At 57.3% G+C, this 25,463-nt stretch carries 24 protein-coding genes and 1 pseudogene; 7 read left to right on the top strand and 18 right to left on the bottom strand.

Features of this window, described 5'->3' with window-relative positions:
- Positions 1-33: 33 nt before the first annotated feature.
- A pseudogene (locus OQV00_RS05215) lies at positions 34-246 on the bottom strand (Arm DNA-binding domain-containing protein); the annotation flags it as partial.
- Positions 247-389: 143 nt separating this feature from the next.
- On the opposite strand from OQV00_RS05215, the gene mutS reads away from it, so the two are divergent.
- A complete protein-coding gene (gene mutS / locus OQV00_RS05210) occupies positions 390-2,951 on the top strand; it encodes a DNA mismatch repair protein MutS (RefSeq protein WP_213894811.1) in 2,562 nt (853 codons plus the stop codon).
- Between the two features lie 405 nt (positions 2,952-3,356).
- Here the strand turns inward: mutS and OQV00_RS05205 are convergent, their stop codons facing one another.
- Complete coding sequence (locus OQV00_RS05205) at positions 3,357-4,244, bottom strand: LysR family transcriptional regulator (RefSeq protein ID WP_266279946.1); 888 nt, start codon at positions 4,242-4,244, stop codon at positions 3,357-3,359.
- A 108-nt stretch (positions 4,245-4,352) separates the two neighbouring features.
- Between OQV00_RS05205 and OQV00_RS05200 the strand changes: the two genes are divergently transcribed.
- Positions 4,353-5,567 (top strand): MFS transporter, encoded by a 1,215-nt coding sequence (locus OQV00_RS05200; protein WP_266279944.1) that lies wholly within the window; start codon positions 4,353-4,355, stop codon positions 5,565-5,567.
- Positions 5,564-5,941, top strand: a complete 378-nt coding sequence (locus OQV00_RS05195) for a DUF4440 domain-containing protein (protein WP_004866936.1) — start codon at positions 5,564-5,566, stop codon at positions 5,939-5,941. Before OQV00_RS05200 ends, OQV00_RS05195 begins: the two co-directional genes overlap by 4 nt.
- A 55-nt stretch (positions 5,942-5,996) precedes the next feature.
- On the opposite strand, the gene rpoS is transcribed toward OQV00_RS05195, so the two are convergent.
- The 13 genes from rpoS to cysG form a co-directional block, all read right to left on the bottom strand.
- Positions 5,997-6,989: an RNA polymerase sigma factor RpoS gene (gene rpoS, locus OQV00_RS05190; protein ID WP_004866938.1), complete on the bottom strand. Its 993-nt coding sequence runs from the start codon at positions 6,987-6,989 to the stop codon at positions 5,997-5,999.
- 153 nt (positions 6,990-7,142) lie between these two features.
- Entirely contained in the window at positions 7,143-8,267 is a 1,125-nt protein-coding gene (nlpD, locus tag OQV00_RS05185; protein WP_004866940.1) for a murein hydrolase activator NlpD, read from the bottom strand.
- Between the two features lie 123 nt (positions 8,268-8,390).
- Positions 8,391-9,017, bottom strand: coding sequence for a protein-L-isoaspartate(D-aspartate) O-methyltransferase (locus tag OQV00_RS05180; RefSeq protein WP_004866942.1), 627 nt, complete (start codon positions 9,015-9,017; stop codon positions 8,391-8,393).
- The gene (surE, locus tag OQV00_RS05175; RefSeq protein ID WP_104896439.1) at positions 9,011-9,772 is read right to left on the bottom strand and encodes a 5'/3'-nucleotidase SurE; all 762 of its coding nucleotides are present in this window, start codon (positions 9,770-9,772) and stop codon (positions 9,011-9,013) included. Before surE ends, OQV00_RS05180 begins: the two co-directional genes overlap by 7 nt.
- The gene (gene truD / locus OQV00_RS05170) at positions 9,753-10,802 is read right to left on the bottom strand and encodes a tRNA pseudouridine(13) synthase TruD (RefSeq protein WP_048023747.1); all 1,050 of its coding nucleotides are present in this window, start codon (positions 10,800-10,802) and stop codon (positions 9,753-9,755) included. Before truD ends, surE begins: the two co-directional genes overlap by 20 nt.
- The gene (ispF, locus tag OQV00_RS05165; RefSeq protein WP_004866948.1) at positions 10,799-11,278 is read right to left on the bottom strand and encodes a 2-C-methyl-D-erythritol 2,4-cyclodiphosphate synthase; all 480 of its coding nucleotides are present in this window, start codon (positions 11,276-11,278) and stop codon (positions 10,799-10,801) included. The genes truD and ispF overlap by 4 nt, the downstream gene beginning before the upstream one ends.
- Positions 11,278-11,988 carry a 2-C-methyl-D-erythritol 4-phosphate cytidylyltransferase gene (ispD, locus tag OQV00_RS05160; RefSeq protein WP_004866950.1) on the bottom strand — a complete coding sequence of 237 codons (711 nt, stop codon included), beginning with the start codon at positions 11,986-11,988 and terminating at the stop codon, positions 11,278-11,280. Before ispD ends, ispF begins: the two co-directional genes overlap by 1 nt.
- Positions 11,989-12,007: 19 nt before the next feature.
- Entirely contained in the window at positions 12,008-12,319 is a 312-nt protein-coding gene (ftsB, locus tag OQV00_RS05155) for a cell division protein FtsB (protein WP_004866952.1), read from the bottom strand.
- Positions 12,320-12,459: 140 nt separating this feature from the next.
- Positions 12,460-12,786, bottom strand: coding sequence for a DUF3561 family protein (locus OQV00_RS05150; RefSeq protein ID WP_004866953.1), 327 nt, complete (start codon positions 12,784-12,786; stop codon positions 12,460-12,462).
- 48 nt (positions 12,787-12,834) lie between these two features.
- Positions 12,835-13,440 carry an adenylyl-sulfate kinase gene (cysC, locus tag OQV00_RS05145; RefSeq protein ID WP_032718167.1) on the bottom strand — a complete coding sequence of 202 codons (606 nt, stop codon included), beginning with the start codon at positions 13,438-13,440 and terminating at the stop codon, positions 12,835-12,837.
- The gene (cysN, locus tag OQV00_RS05140) at positions 13,440-14,867 is read right to left on the bottom strand and encodes a sulfate adenylyltransferase subunit CysN (RefSeq protein WP_004866956.1); all 1,428 of its coding nucleotides are present in this window, start codon (positions 14,865-14,867) and stop codon (positions 13,440-13,442) included. Before cysN ends, cysC begins: the two co-directional genes overlap by 1 nt.
- Before the next feature lie 9 nt (positions 14,868-14,876).
- The gene (cysD, locus tag OQV00_RS05135) at positions 14,877-15,785 is read right to left on the bottom strand and encodes a sulfate adenylyltransferase subunit CysD (RefSeq protein ID WP_004866959.1); all 909 of its coding nucleotides are present in this window, start codon (positions 15,783-15,785) and stop codon (positions 14,877-14,879) included.
- A gap of 9 nt (positions 15,786-15,794) precedes the next feature.
- The gene (cysG, locus tag OQV00_RS05130; RefSeq protein WP_155075185.1) at positions 15,795-17,201 is read right to left on the bottom strand and encodes a siroheme synthase CysG; all 1,407 of its coding nucleotides are present in this window, start codon (positions 17,199-17,201) and stop codon (positions 15,795-15,797) included.
- 247 nt (positions 17,202-17,448) lie between these two features.
- Here cysG and OQV00_RS05125 point away from each other — a divergent pair, with 247 nt between their 5' ends.
- Positions 17,449-18,492: an aminopeptidase gene (locus OQV00_RS05125; RefSeq protein WP_015585863.1), complete on the top strand. Its 1,044-nt coding sequence runs from the start codon at positions 17,449-17,451 to the stop codon at positions 18,490-18,492.
- 77 nt (positions 18,493-18,569) lie between these two features.
- Here the strand turns inward: OQV00_RS05125 and cysH are convergent, their stop codons facing one another.
- The 3 genes from cysH to cysJ all read right to left on the bottom strand — a co-directional run bounded on the left by cysH (position 18,570) and on the right by cysJ (position 22,912).
- Positions 18,570-19,304: a phosphoadenosine phosphosulfate reductase gene (gene cysH / locus OQV00_RS05120; RefSeq protein ID WP_004866964.1), complete on the bottom strand. Its 735-nt coding sequence runs from the start codon at positions 19,302-19,304 to the stop codon at positions 18,570-18,572.
- A 96-nt stretch (positions 19,305-19,400) separates the two neighbouring features.
- The gene (cysI, locus tag OQV00_RS05115) at positions 19,401-21,113 is read right to left on the bottom strand and encodes an assimilatory sulfite reductase (NADPH) hemoprotein subunit (RefSeq protein WP_004866966.1); all 1,713 of its coding nucleotides are present in this window, start codon (positions 21,111-21,113) and stop codon (positions 19,401-19,403) included.
- On the bottom strand, positions 21,113-22,912 hold the full coding sequence (cysJ, locus tag OQV00_RS05110) for an NADPH-dependent assimilatory sulfite reductase flavoprotein subunit (RefSeq protein ID WP_032718168.1): 1,800 nt from the start codon (positions 22,910-22,912) through the stop codon (positions 21,113-21,115). The genes cysI and cysJ overlap by 1 nt, the downstream gene beginning before the upstream one ends.
- Positions 22,913-23,433: 521 nt before the next feature.
- Here cysJ and queD point away from each other — a divergent pair.
- From queD to OQV00_RS05095, 3 genes are all read left to right on the top strand, one after another.
- Complete coding sequence (queD, locus tag OQV00_RS05105; protein WP_004866969.1) at positions 23,434-23,796, top strand: 6-carboxytetrahydropterin synthase QueD; 363 nt, start codon at positions 23,434-23,436, stop codon at positions 23,794-23,796.
- Positions 23,797-23,876: 80 nt separating this feature from the next.
- Entirely contained in the window at positions 23,877-25,148 is a 1,272-nt protein-coding gene (locus tag OQV00_RS05100) for an FAD-dependent oxidoreductase (protein ID WP_088912048.1), read from the top strand.
- On the top strand, positions 25,139-25,399 hold the full coding sequence (locus tag OQV00_RS05095) for a ferredoxin family protein (protein ID WP_266279937.1): 261 nt from the start codon (positions 25,139-25,141) through the stop codon (positions 25,397-25,399). Before OQV00_RS05100 ends, OQV00_RS05095 begins: the two co-directional genes overlap by 10 nt.
- The last annotated feature ends 64 nt before the right edge of the window (positions 25,400-25,463 follow it).

The raw sequence follows: 25,463 nt of genomic DNA, 5'->3' as shown, positions 1-25,463 counted from the left end.
CAAGCCCTTTAAGTAATACTAGGGGCAGGTCACGAGAGAAGTCTGGGGGAAGTTACCAATTTTAACCTGAGCAAGCTTGCCAGTCAGAGAACTTGTGTAACGGTAGAAAAAAGACTTAACCCCAGTTGCACCACAGGAGACACGTAAGCCACGATTTTCGCCTACATCAGCCTTATCTTTGTCGCCAGGCTTCATCATTTCTACCGCTTTAAACGAAAGTGGCTTTCCCTCTTGTTTTCCTGCCATAAAGACTCCGTTATCATGCACCTTATGCAGTCATGAACATAAATGCAGGATTTCATGATATTCGATGAGACACCGTGAAACTTAATGATAACAATAAAAATCACTAACTCATTAAAAATTAAGAAAATGGACATCACAAACCGATGAGTACAATAGAAAATTTAGACTCTCACACCCCCATGATGCAGCAGTATCTGAAGCTGAAGGCTCAGCATCCGGAGATCCTGCTGTTCTATCGTATGGGCGACTTTTATGAGCTGTTTTATGATGATGCCAAACGGGCCTCTCAGCTGCTCGATATCTCGCTGACCAAACGCGGCGCCTCGGCGGGTGAGCCCATTCCTATGGCCGGGATCCCGCACCATGCGGTGGAAAACTATCTCGCCAAACTGGTCAACCAGGGTGAATCGGTGGCCATTTGCGAACAGATTGGCGACCCGGCCACCACCAAAGGTCCGGTCGAGCGTAAAGTGGTGCGTATCGTCACGCCTGGCACTATCAGCGATGAAGCGCTGCTGCAGGAACGTCAGGATAACCTGCTGGCCGCAATCTGGCAGGACAGCAAAGGCTTTGGCTATGCGACGCTGGATATCAGCTCTGGTCGTTTCCGTCTGAGCGAACCGGCCGACCGCGAAACCATGGCCGCCGAGCTGCAGCGTACCAACCCGGCTGAACTGCTGTATGCCGAAGATTTTGCCGAATCGACGTTGATTGAAGGCCGCCGCGGCCTGCGCCGTCGTCCGCTGTGGGAGTTTGAAATCGACACCGCGCGCCAGCAGCTGAATTTACAGTTTGGCACCCGCGACCTGGTCGGTTTCGGCGTCGAAAATGCGCCGCGCGGTCTCTGTGCCGCCGGCTGCCTGTTGCAATATGTCAAAGATACCCAGCGCACCTCCCTGCCGCACATTCGCTCCATCACCATGGAGCGCCAGCAGGACAGTATTATTATGGACGCGGCAACCCGCCGTAACCTTGAGATTACCCAGAACCTGGCCGGTGGTTTCGACAATACCCTGGCGTCGGTGCTCGACTGCACCGTGACGCCGATGGGCAGCCGGATGCTCAAACGCTGGCTGCATATGCCGGTACGCGACACGGCGGTGCTGGTCGAACGCCAGCAAACCATAGGCGCGCTGCAGGAGCGTTATACCGAACTGCAGCCGGTGCTACGTCAGGTGGGCGATCTGGAACGTATTCTGGCGCGACTGGCGCTGCGCACCGCGCGTCCGCGCGACCTCGCCCGCATGCGTCATGCGTTCCAGCAGCTGCCGATCCTGCGCGAGATGCTGGCTGACGTCAGCTGCGCGCCGGTCCAGCGGCTGCGCGATAAAATGGGCGAGTTCAGCGAACTGCGCGAACTGCTCGAACGCGCAATTATCGACGCGCCGCCGGTGCTGGTGCGCGACGGCGGCGTTATTGCCCCGGGCTACCATGAGGAGCTCGATGAATGGCGCGCGCTGGCGGATGGCGCCACCGACTATCTCGATAAGCTGGAAATTCGCGAACGCGAACGCCTGGGGCTGGACACGCTGAAGGTCGGTTACAATGCCGTGCACGGTTACTACATTCAGATCAGCCGCGGCCAGAGCCAACATGCCCCGATTCACTACGTCCGCCGCCAGACGCTGAAAAACGCCGAGCGCTACATTATTCCGGAACTGAAGGAGTATGAGGACAAAGTACTGACGTCGAAAGGGAAAGCGCTGGCGCTGGAGAAACAGCTCTACGAGCAGCTGTTCGATATGCTGCTGCCGCACCTTGCCGACCTTCAGCAAAGCGCCAGCGCGCTGGCGGAACTGGATGTACTGGTTAACCTCGCCGAACGCGCGGAAACCCTGAACTACTGCTGCCCGACCTTCAGCGACAAACCGGGTATTCGCATCAGCGAAGGCCGTCACCCGGTGGTCGAACAGGTGCTGAAGGAGCCGTTCATCGCCAACCCGCTGAGCCTGGCGCCGCAGCGCCGGATGCTGATTATTACCGGCCCGAATATGGGCGGTAAAAGTACCTATATGCGGCAGACCGCGCTGATTGCGCTGCTGGCCTATATCGGCAGCTACGTCCCGGCGGAGAAAGTTGAAATCGGCCCTATCGATCGCATCTTTACCCGCGTCGGCGCGGCAGATGACCTGGCAAGCGGCCGTTCCACCTTCATGGTAGAAATGACCGAAACCGCCAATATTCTGCATAATGCCACCGAACACAGCCTGGTGCTGATGGATGAAATCGGCCGCGGGACCTCCACCTACGACGGTCTGTCGCTGGCGTGGGCCTGCGCCGAAAGTCTGGCCAATAAGATTAAGGCGCTGACCCTTTTTGCCACCCACTACTTCGAACTGACCCAGCTGCCGGAGAAAATGGAAGGCGTGGCGAACGTCCATCTTGATGCGCTGGAACATGGCGATACCATCGCCTTCATGCACAGCGTCCAGGATGGCGCCGCCAGCAAAAGCTACGGTCTGGCGGTTGCCGCACTGGCGGGCGTGCCTAAAGAGGTGATTAAGCGCGCGCGGCAGAAATTACGCGAGCTGGAGAGTATTGCCCCAGGCGTCGCCGCCACGCAGGTCGATGGTACGCAGATGTCGCTGCTCTCCGCCCCGGAAGAGACCTCGCCGGCGGTAGAAGCGCTGGAAAATCTCGACCCGGATTCTCTGACCCCGCGTCAGGCGCTGGAGTGGATTTACCGGCTGAAGAGCCTGGTGTAACGCCTTCTTATTCCGCAGAAGTGACAAAAGGGCAGCCCGTAAAGCGCTGCCCTTTTCGAAAATAAATGGCTGCAAGGCTCATACGCCGGCCTCAGTGGATAGAATTATCTGCCGGGACTTACGTCTAGCCGGATCCTGTCAATGCTCAACGCCAGACAGCCTCAGGCACCCACCGCGATTCTCACTCCGCCGGTCGGCAGAAATTATCAGCTGGAAATCAAACGGGATGATTTTATTATCGATTGCGAGAGGGATCGCCAATACTCAAATGCTATTCACTTTTCCGTCATTTTAATTAATAAATAGTTTTCATTGATGATGCGAAATATAAAAACAGTGCGCTTGAGCGATAAATAACACCATCCGCTTGCGCCCTTCATCCACACGCTCATGACGCAAGAAGAATTAGCCCTGGCGCTCGCGTAAGAAATCAATAAACGCCCGGACCCGGGTCGGGACATGCTGCGCGTCCGGATAAACCGCATACACGCCCTGCGGGGGAAAGGTAAACCCGGGCATGACCTGAACCAGTCTGTGCTCCGCCAGTGCCGGCGCTACCAGCCACTCGGGCAACAGCGCAACCCCGCATCCCGCCAGGGCGAAAGCCAGCAGCGCGCTGGCGCTATCCGCCGACAGTCGCGGCACCGCTTTAACATCTAAAGCCACGCTCTCATCGCGCGGTCCGGTGAGCTGCCAATGGAGCGGCGCGGACAACCGTTCATGAATAATCCACGCTGCCCGGGCCAAATCCTCAATCGTCTCCAGAGGATGTTCCGCCAGCCATGCCGGCGCGGCAACCGGGACAATCGCAAAACGGGAGATCAGCGCCGCGCGGTAGCGCGAATCTGCCAGCGTTCCGAGGCGGATCGCTACATCAAAACGCTCAGAGATTAAGTCCGCATGGTGCGAGGAGGAGACGTGGCGCACCCGTAGCGCCGGATGCCGCTGACTGAACTCGGCCAGCGCGGGAATAATCACCTGGGTGCCATACTCCGGTGTCGTGGTGATACGGAGTTCACCGCTCAATCCGCTATGGCTGGCCCGCACCTCATCCTGCAGGTTTTCCGCCGTTTTCAGTAATGCCAGGCCGCGATGATAGAACAGCGACCCCGCTTCAGTCAGCGTGAGCCGTCGCGTGGATCGTAACAACAGCGTGACGCCAAGTTCGCTCTCCAGCTGACGCACGTTAAAGCTGACCACCGCCTTAGTTTGCCCCAGGGCCGCCGCTGCCGCGGTAAAACTCCCGCTTTCCACCACCGCGACAAACATGGTCATGCGTTGCAGATTCAGCATATTCACTTCACTTATTGTCAAAAATTTTCAGACAGTATATCCCCGGATGTCCTGTTTATCCGCCTGTCCCTGCGGTTTAGAGTAGCGGCCTTCTGATGAGGAATAAAAATGACAGCACGCAGCAAGGTCGCCACCGTTTTTTTACTGGGTTTCTTTCTCGATTTAATCAATATGTTTATCGCCAGCGTCGCCTTCCCCGGTATGAGCCGGGCGCTCAACGCCTCCGTCAGTGAACTGGCCTGGGTGAGTAATGGCTACATTGCCGGCCTGACGCTGGTCGTGCCATTCAGCGCCTGGTTGACGCAGCGCTGCGGAGCTCGCCGGCTCTTTATGCTCTCGCTCACGCTGTTCAGCGCCGCAGCGCTGGCCTGCGGACTGAGCGACTCGCTGGGCAGCCTGATTTTCTGGCGTGCCCTGCAAGGGATCGGCGGTGGCTTGCTTATCCCCGTCGGACAGTCTCTGACCTGGCAGCTGTTTCAGCCGCACGAGCGGGCGAAACTCTCGGCCGCCGTGATGCTGGTAGGTCTGCTGGCCCCCGCCTGTTCTCCGGCAGCAGGTGGACTGCTGGTTGAAACATTCAGCTGGCGCGGGGTCTTCCTGGTCAGCCTGCCCGTGGCGCTGGTCACTCTGGCATTAGCCAGCGTATGGCTAAAAAATGACGACGCCCCCGCACGGTCCTCCCGTTTCTTACATCTGCCGCTGCTGGCCGATCCGCTGTTGCGTTTCGCCATGTTGATTTATCTCTGCGTACCCGGCGTCTTTATTGGCATTAATGTGGTTGGCCTGTTTTACCTGCAGACAATAACCGGCATGTCGCCTTCGGCAACGGGCGCCCTGATGCTGCCCTGGTCGCTGGCGTCTTTTGTGGCTATCTCTCTGACCGGCCGTTTTTTTAATCGCCTCGGCCCTCGCCCCTTTATTCTCTTCGGTTGCCTGCTTCAGGCCGCCGGGATCTTGCTGTTGACCGGCGTCACGCCGCAAAGCTCAATGGCGTCGCTGGTTTTCGCCTTTATCCTGATGGGCGCCGGCGGCAGCCTGTGCAGCAGCACCGCCCAAAGCTGTGCATTTCTCAACATCGCCAATGGCGATATGCCGGATGCCAGCGCACTGTGGAACATCAACCGCCAGCTCAGCTTTTTGGCCGGGGCCGCGTTGCTGTCCGCATTGCTGGCGGTCCTGCAGGTTTATTATCCGTCAACGCAGGCCTGGCACGGAGTGTTTATCATCGCCGCGTGCCTGACGCTTATCCCGCTTCTGGGCTGTCTGCGCCTTAATAACCAGGCGATAGTCACGCGCCTGCATCAAAAAATGGAGACCCCATGAACCCATATATTCAGGAAACGATCGACGCCCATGTGGCTATTGAAAACTGGCTGAGTCGGAAACAAGGCGCGGCAGAGACCTTAATGACACGCTTTTCCCCTGATTTTTCAATGGTCGGTATCGGTGGAAACGTCATGAACCACCGGGCGCTCAGCGCTTTCTTTGCGGCCGCAGGCGGCAGTCGTCCAGGCTTGAGCATCACCATTGATAGCGCGACCACGCTCGCCGAATGGCACGATGGCGCGGTGATATGTTATCGGGAAAGGCAGCGTTTACCCGAGCAGGGCGAAACTATCCGCTGGTCAACGGTCCTGTTCAGGAAAGCTGAAGGGCGTATTTTGTGGCGCCATTTACATGAGACCCGGCAGGCGTAGCATGCAAAGAAAAAGGCCCGATCGTCCGATCGGGCCTTTTTGAGAGGAAAATTGCTTATTCGCGGAATAGCGCTTCGATGTTCAGCCCTTGTCCTTGCAGGATTTCCCGCAGGCGGCGCAGGCCTTCTACCTGGATCTGACGTACGCGTTCGCGGGTCAGACCAATTTCACGGCCAACATCTTCAAGCGTAGCGGCTTCATAGCCCAACAGGCCAAAACGACGCGCCAGGACTTCACGCTGCTTGGCGTTCAGTTCGAACAGCCATTTAACGATGCTTTGTTTCATATCATCGTCCTGCGTGGTGTCTTCCGGACCGTTGTCTTTCTCATCGGCCAGAATATCCAGCAGCGCTTTTTCCGAGTCGCCGCCCAGCGGCGTGTCCACTGAGGTAATGCGCTCATTGAGACGCAGCATACGGCTCACGTCATCAACCGGCTTATCCAGCTGCTCGGCAATCTCTTCCGCACTCGGCTCGTGGTCCAGCTTATGGGACAACTCACGTGCGGTACGCAGATAGACGTTCAGCTCTTTGACAATATGGATAGGTAAACGGATGGTACGGGTTTGGTTCATGATCGCCCGTTCAATCGTTTGACGAATCCACCAGGTGGCGTAAGTCGAAAAACGGAACCCACGTTCCGGGTCAAACTTCTCAACCGCGCGGATCAGCCCCAGATTGCCCTCTTCAATCAGATCCAGCAGCGCCAGACCACGATTGCTATAACGACGAGCAATTTTCACCACCAGACGTAGGTTACTTTCAATCATCCGGCGGCGTGAAGCCACATCACCACGCAATGCGCGACGGGCGAAATAGACTTCTTCTTCGGCCGTCAGCAGTGGGGAATAACCAATCTCACCCAGGTAGAGTTGCGTCGCATCAAGCACACGTTGTGTTGCGCCTTGCGACAGAAGATCTTCCTCGGCCAGATCGCTATCACTGGGTTCCTCTTCTACTAAGGCTTTCTCATCGAAAACCTCGACTCCGTTCTCATCAAATTCCGCGTCTTCATTTAAATCATGAACTTTCAGCGTATTCTGACTCATAAAGATGGCTCCTACCCGTGATCCCTGAGCAAAGCACCTTCGCTATACATCATTCAACGACGCCGGACGGAGACTTTTTGCCCCGGTGAAGGGGCTGTTGCGACCGGCCTGGCGTCTGCTAACTGATGTGACGCTTATCCGTACTTCGCCAAATTATCGCTGCGGTAAATACTGCAGCGGGTTGACGGATTTCCCCTTGTAACGAATTTCAAAATGCAATCTTGTAGAGCTGGTGCCGGTGCTACCCATGGTAGCGATTTTCTGCCCCGCTTTAACTTCCTGTTGCTCCCGGACCAGCATTGTATCGTTATGAGCGTAGGCACTCAGGTAATCATCGTTGTGTTTGATGATAATAAGATTACCGTAACCGCGCAGCGCGTTACCGGCATAGACGACGCGTCCGTCAGCGGTCGCGACAATAGCCTGTCCCTTACTGCCTGCAATATCAATACCTTTATTGCCGCCTTCTGCGCCACTAAAGTTCTCGATAACCTTGCCATCAGTCGGCCAGCGCCATGTGGAGATAGGCGAACTGGTTGACGTACTGCTTGCAGTCGGTTGGTTTGTGCTAACAGCGGGAGCCGTCACTGGCGCGACGGTAGTCGTCGTCGCTGGCTTATTGTTCGGCAACATCTTATTAGCATTCTGTTCACCTGAGGATTCAGAATACGTAATAGTTGGTTGTGACGCAACCACCGCGGTCGATTTTTGTGCAGTATTTGAGGCCGCCGTCGCACCTCCGCTTGCCCGTACGCTTGCCGCAGCAACGGCGTTATCACCGGTGATTGGCTGGCCAGCAGAGTTGCCAACCTGCAGCGTCTGACCGACGTTCAGACCGTATGGTGCAGGGATGTTGTTGCGTTGCGCGAGGTCACGGAAATCGTTACCTGTTACCCATGCGATATAGAACAGCGTATCGCCGCGTTTCACGGTATAGGTGCTGCCACCCGTATAGCTGCCTTTCGGAATATCGCCATATTTACGGTTATAGACTATCTTGCCGTTCACGGTCTGCACCGGCTGCTGAGCCATCGGCTGAACCTGCGTCGCAGGCGTCTGAACCGGCTGTACCTGAGGGGTATGCGGAACAATGGCGGATCCTGTTGTCGACGGCGGAGTGATCAGCATCCCGGAATTCGTTCCCGAGGATGAGGCTCCACCCGCCGAGCTAACCGGCGCAGGCGGATTATTGGTATTCGTACAACCTGCCAGCCAGAGTGAAACCAGTGATAACGCCGCAATACGGCTTAAGGTAAATTTTGGGCTTCCCGCGCTCATTTATCCCCCAGGAATATGTTAACTGCCAATATCTTGCTTACCGGACAACACCCGGCCAGGACACTAAAATGTGTCCACCCTACGCCTAAAGTCAGGCAAAAAAAACCTGGATAAATCCGGGTCTCACGCCAGCTCCCCTTGCACCAGAGGAACAAAGCGTACGGCTTCGACGGTATCCATCACAAACTCATTACCGCGACGACGGATCCGTTTCAGGAACTGATGCTCCTCGCCCACCGGTAATACCAGCACGCCTCCCTCATCCAGCTGCGCCAGCAGCGCTGGCGGCACTTCCGGCGGTGCGGCGGTGACGATAATCGCATCAAAGGGAGCGCGTGCCTTCCAACCCTGCCATCCATCGCCGTGACGGGTTGAAACATTATGTAAATCAAGTTGTTTCAGGCGACGACGCGCCTGCCACTGTAAACTCTTAATCCGTTCGACCGAACACACATGATGAACGAGATGCGCCAGGATCGCCGTCTGGTAGCCTGAACCGGTGCCAATCTCCAGCACCCGCGATTCCGGCGTCAGCGTCAGAAGCTCCGTCATCCGCGCCACCATGTAGGGTTGCGAGATGGTTTGCCCCTGGCCGATAGGTAGTGCCGTGTTCTCCCACGCCTTGTGTTCGAAGGCTTCATCAACGAATTTTTCACGCGGTACCAGGGTTATCGCCTCCAGCACGCGCTCGTCAACGATGCCCTGAGTACGCAGCTGATTCAGCAGGCTTTCTACACGTTTGCTTACCATTGTGTTGCCACTCCGACGCGATCCAGCCAGTCGGCCACCATCCCGTGAGCCTGGTGGGCGGTTAAATCAACGTGCAGCGGCGTCACGGAGACATAGCCTTCGTCAACGGCCGCAAAATCGGTATCCGGCCCGGCATCGTGCTTCTCTCCCGGCGGGCCAATCCAGTACAGCGTATTGCCGCGCGGATCTTTTTGCGGAATGACCTGATCGGCGGGATGTCGGCTGCCGCAGCGAGTGACGCGGATGCCTTTAATCTGCTCAAGTGGCAGATCGGGCACATTGATATTGAGGATGCGACCGGTACGCAGCGGCTCGCGGCCTAAAGCACGCAGGATAGAGCAGGTGATGGCCGCCGCGGTGTCGTAGTGCTGATGACCATTCAGGGAGACGGCCAGCGCCGGAAAGCCGAGGTGACGGCCTTCCATTGCGGCGGCGACAGTGCCGGAGTAGATGACGTCATCGCCGAGATTGGGGCCGGCGTTAATGCCGGAAACCACGATATCCGGACGCGGGCGCATCAGGGCGTTGACGCCGAGATAGACACAGTCCGTTGGTGTCCCCATCTGGACGGCGATATCGCCGTTATCGAAAGTGAAAGTGCGTAACGAAGACTCGAGAGTCAGGGAGTTCGATGCGCCGCTGCGGTTACGATCGGGTGCAACTACCTGGACCTCAGCAAACTCCCGTAAGGCCTTCGCCAGGGTCTGAATACCCGGCGCATGAATCCCGTCATCGTTACTCAGCAATATTCGCATAGTCACCCGTTGTATTGATAAGTTCCCTTACCACGCTGGTGGCGAAGCTGCCCGCTGGCAGCCAGAAACGCAGTTCAACGGTTACGTCATCCCACCAGTTCCAGCTCATCTGCTGCGGATAGAGCAGCATCGCCCGGCGTGCCGCTTCTACTTTTTCACGCACCAGCAGAGCCTGGAGCTGCGTCTCTTCGGCAACGGCCGCCTGCTCGGCGGCCAGCGCCTCGCGTTGGCTGCCCCACTCGCCGCTTCCCGGTAACGCCGCCGTAATCATCAGTTCACGGTTATCAACCCGCTCCTGCAGCTGCGCGCGTTCCTCAGGCGTAGCGACAAACCAGCTCCCGCGCCCCGCTAATTGTAGCGCATCGCCATCAACAACCTGATTAAATTCCGGTTTTTTTAATCTAATACTGACCTGTTGATTAAACAAGCCGCTACGCGCCGCCGACAGCCAAAAACTGCGTTTATTGCGATCGCGAAGCGGTGCGCCGCTCTCCGCCCAGCGCAGCGCGCCCAGCAGATTGCTGCCGCCGATACCAAAGCGCTGAGCGCCGAAATAGTTCGGCACCCCCTGTGCGGCAACAGCCTGCAGACGCCGCTCGACATCGTCGCGATCGCTGATTTCCCGCAGAATCAGGGTAAACTGGTTGCCCTTCAGCGCGCCGAGCCGCAGCTTACGTTTATGCCGCGCGTATTCCAGCACCTGGCAACCTTCCAGCTGAAACTTGCTCAGGTCAGGCATCTCTTTGCCCGGAAGCCGGGCGCACAGCCACTGCTCGGTCACGGCATGTTTATCTTTCTGCCCGGCAAAACTCACTTCCCGCGCATGGATTTTAAGGAACTTAGCCAGCGCATCCGCCACAAACCGCGTATTGCAGTCCGTTTTCAGAATCCGTACCAACAGATGCTCGCCTTCGCCATCCGGCGCAAAGCCGAGATCTTCGACCACCACGAAATCTTCCGGGTTGGCTTTCAGTATCCCCTGCCCCTGCGGTTTACCGTGCAGCCAGGTGAGTTCATTGAAGGCAATCATTGCTGCCCCTTACGCAGCAGCGCCACCGCTTCGCAGGCGATGCCTTCACCGCGGCCGGTGAAACCCAGCTTCTCGGTGGTGGTGGCTTTCACGTTGACATCATCCATATGGCAGCCGAGGTCTTCGGCGATAAAGACACGCATCTGCGGAATATGCGGCAGCATTTTCGGCGCCTGAGCAATGATCGTGACATCGACGTTTCCGAGGGTATAACCTTTGGCCTGAATCCGCCGCCAGGCTTCGCGCAACAGCTCGCGGCTGTCGGCGCCTTTAAAGGCCGGGTCGGTATCCGGGAACAGCTTGCCGATATCCCCCAGCGCCGCCGCCCCAAGCAGGGCATCGGTCAGCGCATGCAGCGCCACGTCGCCATCGGAATGGGCCAACAGCCCTTTCTCGTAAGGGATGCGCACCCCGCCAATAATGATTGGGCCTTCACCACCAAAAGCGTGTACGTCAAAACCGTGTCCAATTCGCATTAAGCCTTCTCCTGGTGTCGGGAACGGGTAAGGTAAAATTCTGCCAGCGCCAGGTCTTCCGGGCGCGTCACTTTAATATTATCAGCTCGTCCGGCCACCAGTTCGGGATGGAAGCCACAGTACTCCAGCGCCGAGGCTTCATCGGTGATGGTCGCGCTTTCATTGAGCGCGCGCGTCAGGCACTGGAGGAGTAATTCACGAGGGAAAAATTGCGGCGTCAGCGCATGCCATAAGTCATTCCGATCGACGGTGTGCGCAATAGCCACCTTGCCGGGTTCCGCGCGTTTCATGGTATCGCGAACCGGCGCAGCGAGAATGCCCCCCACGCGGCTGGTTTCGCGCAGCGCCAACAGGCGCTGGAGGTCATCCTGATGCAGGCACGGGCGCGCGGCATCGTGCACCAGTACCCATTCGGCTTCAGGCAGCGCCTGCAGACCAGCCAGGACGGAGTCAGCGCGCTCGGCCCCGCCGTCGACGACGGTAATCTGCGGATGAGTGGCCAGCGGCAGCTGGCGAAAGCGGATATCGCCGGGACTGACGGCAATCACCACGCGCTGCACGCACGCGTTCGCCAACAGCGCGGCGACCGCGTGTTCGAGAATCGTTTTGTTACCGATTGAGAGATATTGTTTCGGGCATTCCGTTTGCATGCGGCGGCCAAAACCGGCTGCCGGTACCACGGCGCAAACACCCGGAAAAGTGGCTGCCATGTCGTAATCCTGGGCTTGTTTATCGATTGTTCTGCGTCGACCCCTGGTTGCGCTTAGACGCATCCGGGACCAGACGATAAAATGTTTCGCCCGGGCGGGTCATGCTTAGTTCATTGCGCGCGCGCTCTTCGATCGCTTCCTGACCGCCGTTAAGGTCATCGATTTCCGCAAACAGTTGATCGTTGCGCGCCTTTAATTTGCTGTTAGTGGCTTGCTGCGCGGTGACGTCGTCATTCACCCGGCTATAGTCATGCAGACCATTTTTACCGAACCACAGCGAGTACTGTAGCCAGACCAGCAAAGCCAATAGTAGCAGCGTTAATTTACCCATTCTGCCCCCTGAAAAACGGCATCATCATCCCATAACTCGCCCGAGCATTTCACTCCGACGCGCGGACGACGCCGCGTAACGCGGGGACTGTAACACATTTCTGTCGCCGATACCCAGGCTTGATTCATACGCAGAAAGGACTATCCCAGCAACCAGAGGAACAGCAGACCAAACATCAGCCCCACGGTCAAAATGGTCGCGCATGCGCTGTACAGGAGCTTACCGTTCAACAGCGAGTGCAGCGCAATCCCGACGACCACGGCAACCGGCATTAAGGCGAGAAAAAAGGGCCAGGTGTAGAGGAGGAAAAAAAGCGTATTACTGCCATACATGAGGAAAGGAATACCCAGCGCCAGCAGCCATGAGATAAAGCCCACGGCGGCGCCTGACAAAGACCAGGTGGTCTCGTCATGGGCCACCGCGGGTGGTTCTGGACGAATGAGACTGATGTTCTGGGTATTGCGCATATCGAATCCTGTTGACCGGGCGACCGGCACCTCAATGCCGCCGCCGTTTCAGGATCTGATAATATCGCTCTGTCTGAGGAGGTCTAATAGTTGGTGCACCAAATTTGTTACCAATTGTTCACCATCCAGATGAATTTCCGCCTTTTCTGGTGGTTCATACACCGAATCTATGCCGGTAAAATTGCGTAATTCACCCGCTCGCGCCTTCTTGTATAACCCTTTTGGATCCCGCGCCTCGCAGATAGCCAGCGGCGTATCGACAAACACTTCGATAAAGCGCCCTTCGCCTAAACGCTCGCGCACCATCTGCCGTTCAGCGCGGTGTGGAGAGATAAACGCGGTCAACACCACCAGCCCGGCATCAACCATCAGCTTCGCCACTTCCCCGACACGACGAATATTTTCTTTACGATCGCTATCGCTAAAACCGAGATCGCTACACAGGCCGTGCCGCACGTTATCGCCATCCAGCAGATAGGTGCTGACGCCCAGCTGATGCAGCGCCTCTTCCAGCGCGCCGGCAACGGTAGATTTACCGGAGCCGGACAGCCCGGTAAACCACAGCACCACGCCGCGATGGCCGTGGTGTTGTTCGCGCTGCTCCCGGGTGACCGGATGGGCGTGCCAGACGACGTTTTCGTCATGCCGGGCCATTACTTGCCTCCCAGCAGGTCGCGCGCGTCCCAGTGCGGGAAGTGTTTACGGATCAGCTGATTCAGTTCCAGTTCAAACGCGCTGAAGGAGGATGTCGATGCCTGGCGCTGTTCCAGCGGTTCGCGCACCATGCCGGCACCTACCGTGACGTTGGTCAACCGGTCGATGAAGATCAGCCCGCCGGTTACCGGGTTATGCTGATATTTGTCCAGCACCAGCGGCTCGTCGAAGGTCAAATCGACAAGTCCAATCCCGTTCAGCGGCAGCGACTCGACTTCGCGCTGGGTCAAATTATTGATATCAACCTGATAACGAATCCCGTCGACACGCGCGCGCGTTTTCTTGCCGGCAATTTTAATGTCATAGCTCTGGCCCGGGGCTAACGCCTGCTCGGCCATCCACACCACATCCACGCTGGCGCTTTGCACCGCGGGCAGCGTCACCTGCGCATCGACCAACAGGTCGCCGCGGCTGATATCAATCTCATCTTTCAACACGATAGTGATGGCTTCACCGGCACCGGCTTCCTGCAGGTCGCCGTCAAACGTCACAATACGCGCCACGCTGGATTCAACGCCCGATGGCAGTACCTTCAGGCGCTGTCCGACCTTCACGCTGCCGGAAGCCACGGTCCCGGAGAAACCGCGGAAGTCGAGGTTGGGCCGGTTAACAAACTGGACCGGGAAACGCAGCGGTTGATTTTCCACCACGCGACGGATTTCAACGGTTTCCAGCACTTCCAGCAGCGTCGGGCCGCTGTACCACGGCATGCTGACGCTCTGGGTCGCGACGTTGTCCCCTTCAAGGGCAGAAAGCGGAACAAAGCGAATATCAACGTCACCCGGCAGCTGCCCGGCAAAGGTGAGGTACTCTTCGCGAATGCGATTAAACGTCTCTTCGCTAAAATCCACCAGATCCATTTTATTCACCGCCACCACCAGGTTTTTAATTCCCAGCAGCGTCGAGATAAAGCTATGACGGCGAGTCTGATCGAGCACGCCTTTGCGCGCATCCATCAGCAGAATCGCCAGATCGCAGGTGGAAGCGCCGGTGGCCATATTGCGGGTGTACTGCTCGTGCCCCGGGGTGTCGGCGATAATAAATTTGCGTTTCTCGGTAGAGAAATAGCGATAGGCGACATCGATGGTGATGCCCTGCTCGCGTTCAGCCTGCAGGCCATCCACCAGCAGCGCCAGATCCAGTTTTTCACCCTGCGTGCCGTGACGCTTACTGTCATTATGCAGCGATGAGAGCTGATCTTCGTAAATCTGTCGGGTATCGTGCAGCAGGCGGCCAATCAGGGTACTTTTCCCGTCATCGACGCTGCCGCAGGTCAGGAAGCGCAGCAGGCTTTTGTGCTGTTGCGCGTGCAGATAAGCTTCTACGCCGCCTTCATTAGCAATTTGTTGGGCAATTGTCGTGTTCATGGCGGCTCCTTAGAAATACCCCTGACGTTTCTTCAGCTCCATGGAGCCGGCCTGGTCGCGGTCAATCATACGACCCTGACGCTCGCTGGTTGTGGAGACCAGCATCTCTTCAATAATCTCCGGCAGCGTTTGCGCGTTGGATTCCACCGCGCCGGTCAGCGGCCAGCAGCCTAAAGTACGGAAGCGCACCATCTGCTTTTTGATCATCTCGCCCGGTTGCAGATCGATACGATCGTCATCAATCATCATCAGCATACCGTCGCGTTCAAGCACCGGACGCTCGGCCGCCAGATACAGCGGAACGATTTCGATATTTTCCAGATAGATGTACTGCCAGATATCCAGCTCGGTCCAGTTGGAGAGCGGGAAGACACGGATGCTTTCGCCCTTGTTAATCTGGCCGTTGTAGTTGTGCCACAGCTCCGGACGCTGGTTTTTCGGATCCCAGCGGTGGAAACGGTCGCGGAAAGAGTAGATGCGCTCTTTGGCGCGCGATTTTTCTTCGTCGCGACGGGCGCCGCCGAAGGCGGCATCAAAGCCGTATTTGTCCAGCGCCTGCTTCAGACCTTCGGTCTTCATGATGTCGGTGTGCTTGGCGCTGCCGTGAACAAACGGGTTAATCCCCATCGCCACCCCTTCCGGGTTTTTGTGCACCAGCAGCTCGCAGCCGTAGGCTTTGGCAGTACGGTCGCGGAATTCATACATTTCGCGGAATTTCCAGCCGGTATCAACGTGCAGCAGCGGAAAAGGCAGGGTTCCCGGATAAAACGCTTTACGCGCCAGATGCAGCATGACGCTGGAATCTTTACCGATGGAGTACATCATCACCGGGTTAGAGAATTCGGCGGCCACCTCGCGAATAATGTGGATGCTTTCAGCCTCCAGTTGCCGCAGGTGAGTGAGTCGTTTTTGGTCCATAACCGTTCCTTAAGCCAGATTCACCACAGACGCGTTAAACGCATCTGCTTGAGTTGTTTGTTGAAACCAGGCGAGCTGGTGGTGTAATTGCACCACTTCGCCCACGACCAGCAGAGCGGGCATCGGGGCATCTTTCGCCAGCGCTTCGAGCTGCTGTAAGGTGCCCGTTATCGTTTGCTGATCGGCGCGAGTACCGCGAGAAATCACCGCCACCGGCGTATTGCTATCCCGACCGTGGGCGATCAGCTGCGCGCTGATTTCCGCCGCTTTCATGGTGCCCATGTAGATAGCCAGCGTCTGTCGGCTTTGCGCCAGCAGCGACCAGTCGTGCGCGGCGCTGTCGGCCTTGTAATGACCGGTGACGAAGGTGACGCTCTGGGCGTAATCGCGATGGGTCAGCGGAATGCCGGCATAGGCCGTCGCCCCGGCAGCAGCCGTTACGCCCGGGACCACCTGAAACGGAATCCCTGCGGCGGCGGCCGCCTGTAGTTCTTCGCCGCCGCGTCCGAAAATAAACGGATCGCCGCCTTTCAGGCGCACCACCGTTTTGCCTTCTCGCGCTGCGTCGACCAGCATCTGATTCGTTTCATGCTGCGGCACCGAGTGTTCGCCCGCGCGCTTACCCACGCAGATCATCTCGGCATCGCGGCGCACCAGTTCGCGGATCTCCGGCGTCACCAGATGGTCATAAAACACCACGTCCGCCTTCTGTACCGCCTGCAGGCCGCGCAGCGTCAGCAGCCCGGCATCGCCCGGCCCGGCGCCGACGAGAATAATTTCACCCAGCCGTTTTTCCGGCTGATGCAGTTCTTCTTCCAACGCCTTATCGGCGGCGGCTTTATTTCCGGCAATCATCAGACTGGCAAAACGGCCATTGAAGACCCGCTCCCAGAAGTGCCGCCGTGCTGCCGTCGTCGTCAGATGCGTTTTGATATGATGCCGCCAGTAGCTGGCCGCCTCGGCGACGCGTCCCAGGTTAGTGGGCAGCAGCGCTTCGATTTTTTCGCGAATCAGCCGGGACAATACCGGTGCTGAACCGCCGGAGAATATCGCTATCAGCAGCGGAGAACGGTCCACGATGGAGGGAAACACCACCGAGCAGAGCGGCTGATTATCGACAACGTTCACCAACCGGTAACGGGCGTTGGCGGCAGCGGAAACCCGCTGATTGAGCGCATCATCGTCGGTCGCGGCGATCGCTAAAAAGACATCGTCCAGCTGTTGCTCTTCAAACTCATGGGCCCGCCACTGAATCTCCTGGCGTTCAACCAGCGCGGCGACCTCTTCAGATAATGCTGCCGCCACAACCTGCACGTTGGCTCCTGCCCGGCGCAAGAACATAATTTTGCGCGCCGCAATGTCTCCGCCGCCAATAACCAGCACCGGTTTTTCTTTCAATTCGGCAAACAGGGGCAAATAGTCCACGTTGCAACAACTCGCTTACAATCAGTCATAGAGCGACTATAGGGTGCTGTTTAGAGCAAATGAAATTACTAAATGGAATGAGTAGTTACCCAAAAGAATAACGACCTGAAAAAGCAAATATCAAAAAGTGCTTAACGCGCGGTTTTTCCGCTATTTAAGAGCAAATGAAATTGTTTAACCGCAGTCACAGTTTCATACTATGAGCGTTAAATTTTTCCCTCGAGAAAGGACCCCCGCTATGTTTTCCGCGTTGTGCCGCCGCCTCCTTCCCCTGGCGCTTGGCGCAGGTTTTGTCTTCTCCGCCCCGGCTTTCAGCGCCATGGGCGAAACCGCAAATACCCAGGCTCGTCATATCGCGACTGTTTTTCCCGGAAGAATGACCGGTTCGCCCGCTGAAATGCTGTCGGCGGACTATGTGCGTCAGCAGTTTGCCCAAATGGGCTATCAAAGCGACATCCGCAGCTTCCACGCGCGTTATATCTACAGCAATACGGATAAACGGAAAAACTGGCAAAACGTCACCGGCAGCACCGTCATTGCCGCCCATGAAGGCGCGGCTCGCCAGCAGATCATTGTGATGGCGCACCTCGACACCTATGCGCCCATGAGCGATGCTGACGTCGAACGCAACCTTGGCGGCCTGACCCTGCAGGGCATCGACGATAATGCCGTCGGCGTGGGCGTATTGCTGGAGCTGGCCGAGCGGTTGAAAAATGTGTCCACTCACTACGGCATTCGCTTTATTGCTTCCAGCGGTGAAGAGGAAGGTAATCTCGGCGCGCAAAATATCCTGAAGCGAATGAGCGATGCGGAGAAGAAAAATACGCTGCTGGTGATTAATCTCGATAATCTGGTGGTTGGCGATAAGCTCTATTTTAATAGCGGGCGCAGCACTCCCGCCTCGATTCGCAAACTCACCCGAGACCGCGCGCTGGCTATTGCGCGCAGCAAAGGGATTACCGCCTATACCAACCCTGGCCTCAATCATGATTATCCGCAGGGTACCGGCTGCTGTAATGACGCCAGCATTTTTGATAGCGCGGGGATCCCGGTCCTGTCCGTGGAGGCCACGAACTGGTCTCTGGGTAAGAAAGATGGCTATCAACAGCGCAACAAATCCGCCTCCTTCCCGCGAGGAACCAGCTGGCATGACGTACAGCTGGATAACCAGCAGCATATTGATAAGGCTCTGCCGGGTCGTATCGAACACCGCAGCCGCGATGTCGTCAAGGTGATGCTGCCGCTGATAAAAGAGCTGGCAAAGGCGGAAAAGCAGAGCTAATTCGCTGTCCGGCGACATGAAAAAAGCCCTCGTCGTTCAGACTGAGGGCTTTGTCTCAGGAAACGGTCGTCGCTGACTTAGCCTTCGTGCAGTCCGCACTCGCGCTTCAGGCCGAAGAAGCGCGTCTCTTCTTCCGCCATCCCCGGTTCCCATTTGCGGGTGGTGTGGGTATCCCCTACCGAAAGGTATCCCTGTTCCCACAGCGGATGATAGGTGAGGCCGTGCTTCTGCAGATATTGATAGACGGTGCGGTTATCCCAGTCGATGATTGGCAGCACCTTAAAGACCCCGCGCTGAATGGCCAGCACCGGGAGCGTGGCGCGGCTACCGGACTGTTCCCGACGGAGTCCCGCAAACCAGGTTTGCGCGTTCAGCGCTTCCAGGGCCCGGTTCATCGGTTCGACTTTGTTGATCTCATTGTATTTCTCAATGCCTTCAACGCCCTGCTCCCACAGCTTACCGTAGCGTGCTTCCTGCCAGGCGGCGCTCTCCTTCGCCCGATAGACCTTCAGGTTCAACTTGAGCTTATCCGTTAACTCGTCGATAAACCGATAGGTTTCCGGGAACAGATAGCCGGTATCGGTCAGAATGACCGGAATATCCGGCCGTACCTGATTAACCAGATGCAGGCTCACCGCCGCCTGAATACCAAAGCTTGAAGAGAGCACGTATTCGCCCGGAAGGTTTTCCAGCGCCCACGCAACGCGCGCTTCCGCGCTCAGCTTTTCCAGCTGGCTGTTGGTTTCCGCCAGTTGCAAAATGCGATCGACCTTCGGTAATTCGTTAAGGACGTGTAGATCGAGTACGGACATAAAGACCTCATTTGCCTGTTCTGCCGGGCGTACTGCATTTGCCCGGCCTACAAAACCAGTACCCGATAAGCTTAGCGCTTCCGGGCGATGCCGGGCTTATTCCCAGAAATCACGGGCTGGGTCGAGCACCGGGCGAATGATGCCCGCACGCACCGTAAAGTCGCCGAAGCCTTCACCCGCTTCGCGCTCTTTCGCCCAGCGCCCTACCAGTTCGTCGATCGAGTCGAGAATCTCCGACTCGGTAATGTTCTCGCGATACATCCGTGGAATACGCGTCCCGCTGCGGTTACCGCCGAGATGCAGGTTGTAGCGACCCGGCGCTTTACCCACCAGCCCGACTTCCGCCAGCATCGCACGACCGCAGCCGTTCGGACAGCCGGTCACACGCGTCACGATATGCTCATCGCTCACGCCGTGCTTGCCCATGATCCCGTCAACCTTATCAATAAACGACGGCAGGAAGCGTTCTGCTTCGGCCATCGCCAGCGGACAGGTCGGGAAGGAGACGCAGGCCATCGAGTTTTCACGCTGCGGGGTGACCGCATTCATCAGCCCGTGGTCGCGCGCCAGCTTTTCAATCCGCGCCTTTTCCGTCTCCGGTACGCCGGCAATAATCAGGTTCTGGTTCGCCGTAATACGGAACTCGCCCTGATGGATCTTTGCGATCTCCAGCAGACCGGTTTTCAGCGGACGGCCCGGATAATCAAGAATACGTCCGTTTTCAATAAACAGCGTCAGGTGCCATTTTTTGTCGATCCCTTTGACCCAGCCGATGCGATCGCCGCGACCGGTGAACTCATACGGGCGGATCGGTTCAAACTTGATCCCCGCCCGGCGCTCCACTTCGGCTTTGAAGGTTTCGACGCCGACGCGCTCAAGAGTATATTTGGTTTTCGCATTTTTACGGTCAGTACGGTTACCCCAGTCGCGCTGGGTAGTGACGACCGCTTCCGCGACCGCCAGAGTGTGCTCCAGCGGCAGATAGCCAAACTCGCTCGCCGTACGGGCGTAGGTTTTTTTGTTGCCGTGCTCAATAGACAACCCGCCGCCCACCAGCAGGTTAAAGCCTACCAGCTTGCCATTTTCGGCAATCGCCACGAAGTTCATGTCGTTGGCGTGCAGATCGATATCGTTCTGCGGCGGGATCACCACGGTGGTTTTGAACTTACGCGGCAGGTAGGTCTGGCCGAGGATCGGTTCTTCGTCGGTGGTGGCGACCTTTTTCTGATCGAGCCAGATCTCCGCATAGGCGCGGGTACGCGGCAGCAGGTGCTCGGAGATCTTTTTCGCCCACTCGTAGGCTTCAGCATGCAGCTGAGACTCGTGCGGGTTAGAGGTGCACAGCACGTTACGGTTCATGTCGTTGGCGGTGGCCAGCGCGTCCAGGCCAACCGAGTGCAGCATCTGATGCACCGGCTTCACATTCTTCTTCAGAATACCGTGGAACTGGAAGGTCTGGCGGTTGGTCAGACGAATACTGCCGTAAATGGTGTTATCGGCGGCAAATTTATCAATCGCCTGCCACTGCGTAGTGGTGATCACGCCCCCAGGCAGACGACAGCGCAGCAGCATCGCATGACGCGGCTCCAGCTTCTGTGCCGCACGCTCGGCGCGAATGTCGCGGTCATCCTGCTGATACATGCCGTGAAAGCGAATCAGCAGAAAGTTGTCGCCTTTAAAGCCGCCGGTAAGGGGGTCGTTTAAGTCTTCTGCGATCGTGCCGCGCAGGTAGTTGCTCTCTACCTTCATGCGCTCGGCGTCGGTCAGTTTACCTTCGACCACCAGAGGTCCTGGATGTTTTTCGCTCATTAGTAGACATCTCGCTGATAACGGCGCTCAACGCGCAGCTCACTCAAAAATTCGTCCGCCGCTTCGGCGTCCATCGCGCCAAATTCGGCAATCACTTCCAGCAACGTCTGCTCAACGTCTTTCGCCATACGATTGGCATCGCCGCAGACATAAATATGGGCGCCGTCATTAATCCAGCGCCACAGTTCGGCCCCCTGCTCGCGCAGCTTGTCCTGAACATAGACTTTTTGTTGTTGATCGCGGGACCAGGCCAGGTCGATACGGCTCAGCACGCCTTCTTTGACGTAGCGTTGCCACTCCACCTGATAAAGGAAATCTTCCGTAAAGTGCGGGTTGCCGAAGAACAGCCAGTTCTTGCCTTCCGCACCGTCCGCCGCACGCTGCTGCATGAAGGCGCGGAACGGCGCGATACCGGTACCGGGGCCAATCATAATTACCGGCGTCTGCGGGTTAGCAGGCAGGCGGAAGTTGTCGTTGTGTTCAATAAAAACGCGAACTTCGCCATCTTCTTCGACACGGTCGGCAAGGAAGCTGGACGCACCGCCAGCGCGAGCGCGGCCTTCGATATCGTAGCGAACGGCGCCCACGGTGATATGGACTTCGCTTTCTACTTCCGCCTGCGATGAGGCAATGGAGTAAAGACGCGGCGTCAGCGGACGCAGCAGGCCAATTAACGCGTCGGCATCCAGCTGCGCCGGAGAGAAACGCACCATATCGACAATCGGCGTGGTCGCGGCATAGTGCTGGAGCTGCGCTTTATCGCCCACCAGCGGCAGCAGGGTTTCGCTGCGGGTTAAGGTCGCGTAATTCTCAACGATGTTAGCGGTATTGACCGTTAACTCGAAATGCCATTCCAGCGCTTCCGCCAGCGGCAGGGTTTTGCCGTCAACCGTGACCGGCTCATCACCTTTCAGCCACAGCAGCTCAACCAGCTCTTTCACCAGAGCCGGATCGTTCTGATACCAGACGCCCAGCGCATCGCCCGGCTGGTAACGCAGACCGGAGTCAGCGAGATCGATTTCAATATGACGTACATCTTTTTCAGAATCGCGGCCGGTGATTTTCTGATTCACCGCCAGCGTCGCCGTCAGCGGCGCTTCTTTGGTATACGGGCTGGAGTGAATGTCATTCACCGCCCCGCTCGTCGCGCCCTGGGCCGGAGCCGCGACGGGCGCACGAGATTTCAAGACTTCAACAACCCGCGCGCGCCATTCTGCCGCCGCAGGCTGGTACTCGACGTCTGCGTCAACGCGATCCAGCAGACGTTCAGCGCCCAGCTCAGCCAGACGGCTGTCAAAATCTTTTCCGGACTGGCAGAAGAATTCGTAAGAGGTATCACCTAAGCCAAATACCGCAAAGGCGGTACCCTCAAGCTTCGGCGCTTTTTTGGAAAACAGGAATTTATGCAGCGCAACGGCCTCTTCCGGCGACTCGCCCTCACCTTGCGTCGACGTCACGATAACCAGCAGCTTTTCGGAGGCAATTTGTTTGAATTTATAGTCGCCTGCGTTCACCAGTTTCACGTTCAGCTGCGCGGCGATCAGATCGTCACGCAGCGCTTCCGCCACGCGGCGTGCGTTGCCGGTTTGCGATGCTGAAATCAGAGTAATGCCCGGCATTTCTGCAGCCTGAGCAGGAACCGCTGTGGCTGCGCCGGAGTGCTGATTCAGCACGCCCCAAAAGTAGCCCGAAACCCAGGCAAGCTGAGTCGGGGTGAAGTCTGTCGTGGCCGCCTGAAGGCGTGCCAGTTGCTCCGGGTTCAGCGGGAGCAAATTGGAAGGTGGGGCCTGTGTCGTCATGCGTCGTTATGTTCCAGTAAGCAAAGCTGTTATTCGCACCCTGTCAGCGCGGCAAAAACAGAAGAGGATGTATTTACTCTAAATAATTCGAGTTGCAGGCAGGCGGCGACGCAGTTCACCCCCGGGAGCTTATCTAAGTAAGTGACCGGGGTGGTCGAGGACAAATTCGTCAGGAACGAATTTGAACGCTGTTCACTGCGCCCGTTAGGGCGAGGCCCAAGGATGGGCCGAGTTATTGCCAACGCACATGCGGCTCGAAGTATGACGAGTTATAAGGTTAACGGCGCCGATAGTAACAATTAAAGAAGGGATGGAAATAACAAATAACCAAATGGACTAACCTGTTTTAGTTATAGTTATTAACAACAAAAACGATTAGCCAACGCTATGAAATTAAAAAGAATATTAAGGTACTCGTGGGTAAATACGTCGATATTTCGCTCAGGACCGTTTTAGTTAATGATAAAAAAACCGCTTTCCGGTACCCTACGGCGGTTTTTTTGTCTTATTGAGAGTAAGAGATGTCCACCACCCTGTTTAAAGATTTCACCTTCGAAGCCGCCCATCACCTGCCTCACGTACCGGAAGGTCATAAGTGCGGTCGCCTGCACGGCCACTCTTTTATGGTGCGTCTGGAGATTACCGGTGAAGTCGATCCCCACACGGGCTGGATCATGGATTTTGCCGAGCTCAAGGCGGCGTTTAAACCGACCTACGATCGCCTGGATCACTACTACCTGAACGACATTCCCGGTCTGGAAAACCCAACCAGCGAAGTGCTGGCGAAGTGGATTTGGCAGCAGATGAAACCGCTGGTGCCGCTGCTGAGCGCCGTGATGATCAAAGAAACCTGTACCGCAGGCTGCATCTATCGCGGCGAGTGATTAAAGCCTTTGTGTCGATGGTCAATATTCCTTAAATAACGTCATGTTAGCCTATGCGTTCTGGGTCACTGGGGCGCAACATGGCTGACGATTTTGATATTATTATCATCGGCGCAGGAATAGCCGGCACCGCCTGCGCTCTACGCTGCGCACGGGCGGGGCTTTCGGTCCTGCTGCTCGAACGCGGCGAAATTCCCGGCAGTAAAAATCTCTCCGGCGGGCGCCTGTACTGCCGCGCGCTCGCCGAACTGCTCCCTCATTTTCAACAATCCGCGCCGCTTGAACGCCGTATCACCCAGGAAAACCTGACCCTGCTGACCGACGATGGCGCCACAACCTATTCCAGCCTGCAGCCCGGCGGCGACTCCTGGAGTTTACTGCGCGCCCGCTTCGATCCGTGGCTGGTTAGCCAGGCCGAAGGCGAAGGCGTCCAGTGCATTACCGGCGCGACGGTGGCGGCGCTGTATCGCGAAAACGGCCGGGTTTGCGGGGTCATTTGCGATAACGAAACGCTGCGCGCCCGCTACGTGGTGCTGGCGGAAGGGGCCAATAGCGAGCTGGCGGAGCGTCACGGTTTACTCTCTCGCCCGTCCCCAACCGCCATGGCGCTGGGGATCAAAGCGGTGCTGGCGATGGAGCGCAAGACGCTGGAGGATCGTTTCCGCCTCGAGGGCAACGAGGGCTCCGCCATGATATTCACCGGCGGAGTCTGCGGCGATTTACCCGGCGGCGCGTTCCTTTATACCAATCAGGATACGCTCTCATTCGGTATCGTATGTCCACTCTCCTCGCTGGGAAAAGGTGCGGTTCCTGCCTCCGGGCTGCTGGATCGTCTCAAATCGCATCCGGCCCTGCGTCCTCTGCTGCACGGTAGCGAAACGCTGGAATATGGCGCGCATCTGGTACCTGAAGGCGGCCTGCACGGCATGCCGGCGCAGTATGCCGGAGAAGGCTGGCTGCTGGTGGGCGACGCGCTGCGCACCTGCGTCAATACCGGCTTCACCGTGCGCGGGATGGACATGGCCTTAATCGGCGCCCAGGCGGCGGCGCAAACGTTAATCCAGGCCTGTCGGCACGGCGCGCCGCAAAATCTGTTCGCGCAATACCATCAGGAGATCGAGCGCAGCCTGCTGTGGGACGTGCTCCAGCGCTACCGGCACGTTCCCGCGCTGCTGCAGCGCCCCGGCTGGTATCGCCGCTGGCCCGCGCTGATGGACGATATCTCCCGCGAACTCTGGCAGCAGGGCGAAGGCCCGGTCCCGCCGCTGCGTCAGATAGTCTGGCGTCATCTTCGCCGTCACGGCCTGCGTCATCTGGCAGGCGATCTTATCCGGAGCTTACGATGTCTGTAGCACGTAACGTCTGGCGCCCCGCCGCCGACCCGCATATTGTCCCGACGGCTACGCCCGACCGGGAAGTCGTCGAACTGCTTATTGCCTCCTGTCCCGCCGGGCTTTTTTCGCGAACGGCGGAAGGCGGCGTGCAGGTCGACTATCGGGGATGCCTGGAGTGCGGCACCTGCCGGCTATTATGCGATGAGGCAACGCTCAAAGAATGGCGCTATCCTGACTCTGGATTCGGTATTACGTTCCGTTTCGGCTAATAAAACGACTCGTTATAATTCAGGCTGCAGGAACGCTCGCGCCCCCGCAGCCTGAATGATGACG

Source organism: Klebsiella sp. DY2415 (genome assembly GCF_026314315.1).
GTDB lineage: Bacteria > Pseudomonadota > Gammaproteobacteria > Enterobacterales > Enterobacteriaceae > Klebsiella > Klebsiella ornithinolytica.
Note: the sequence above shows the minus strand (reverse complement) of the source record. Positions and strands in the feature narration are given on the sequence as shown.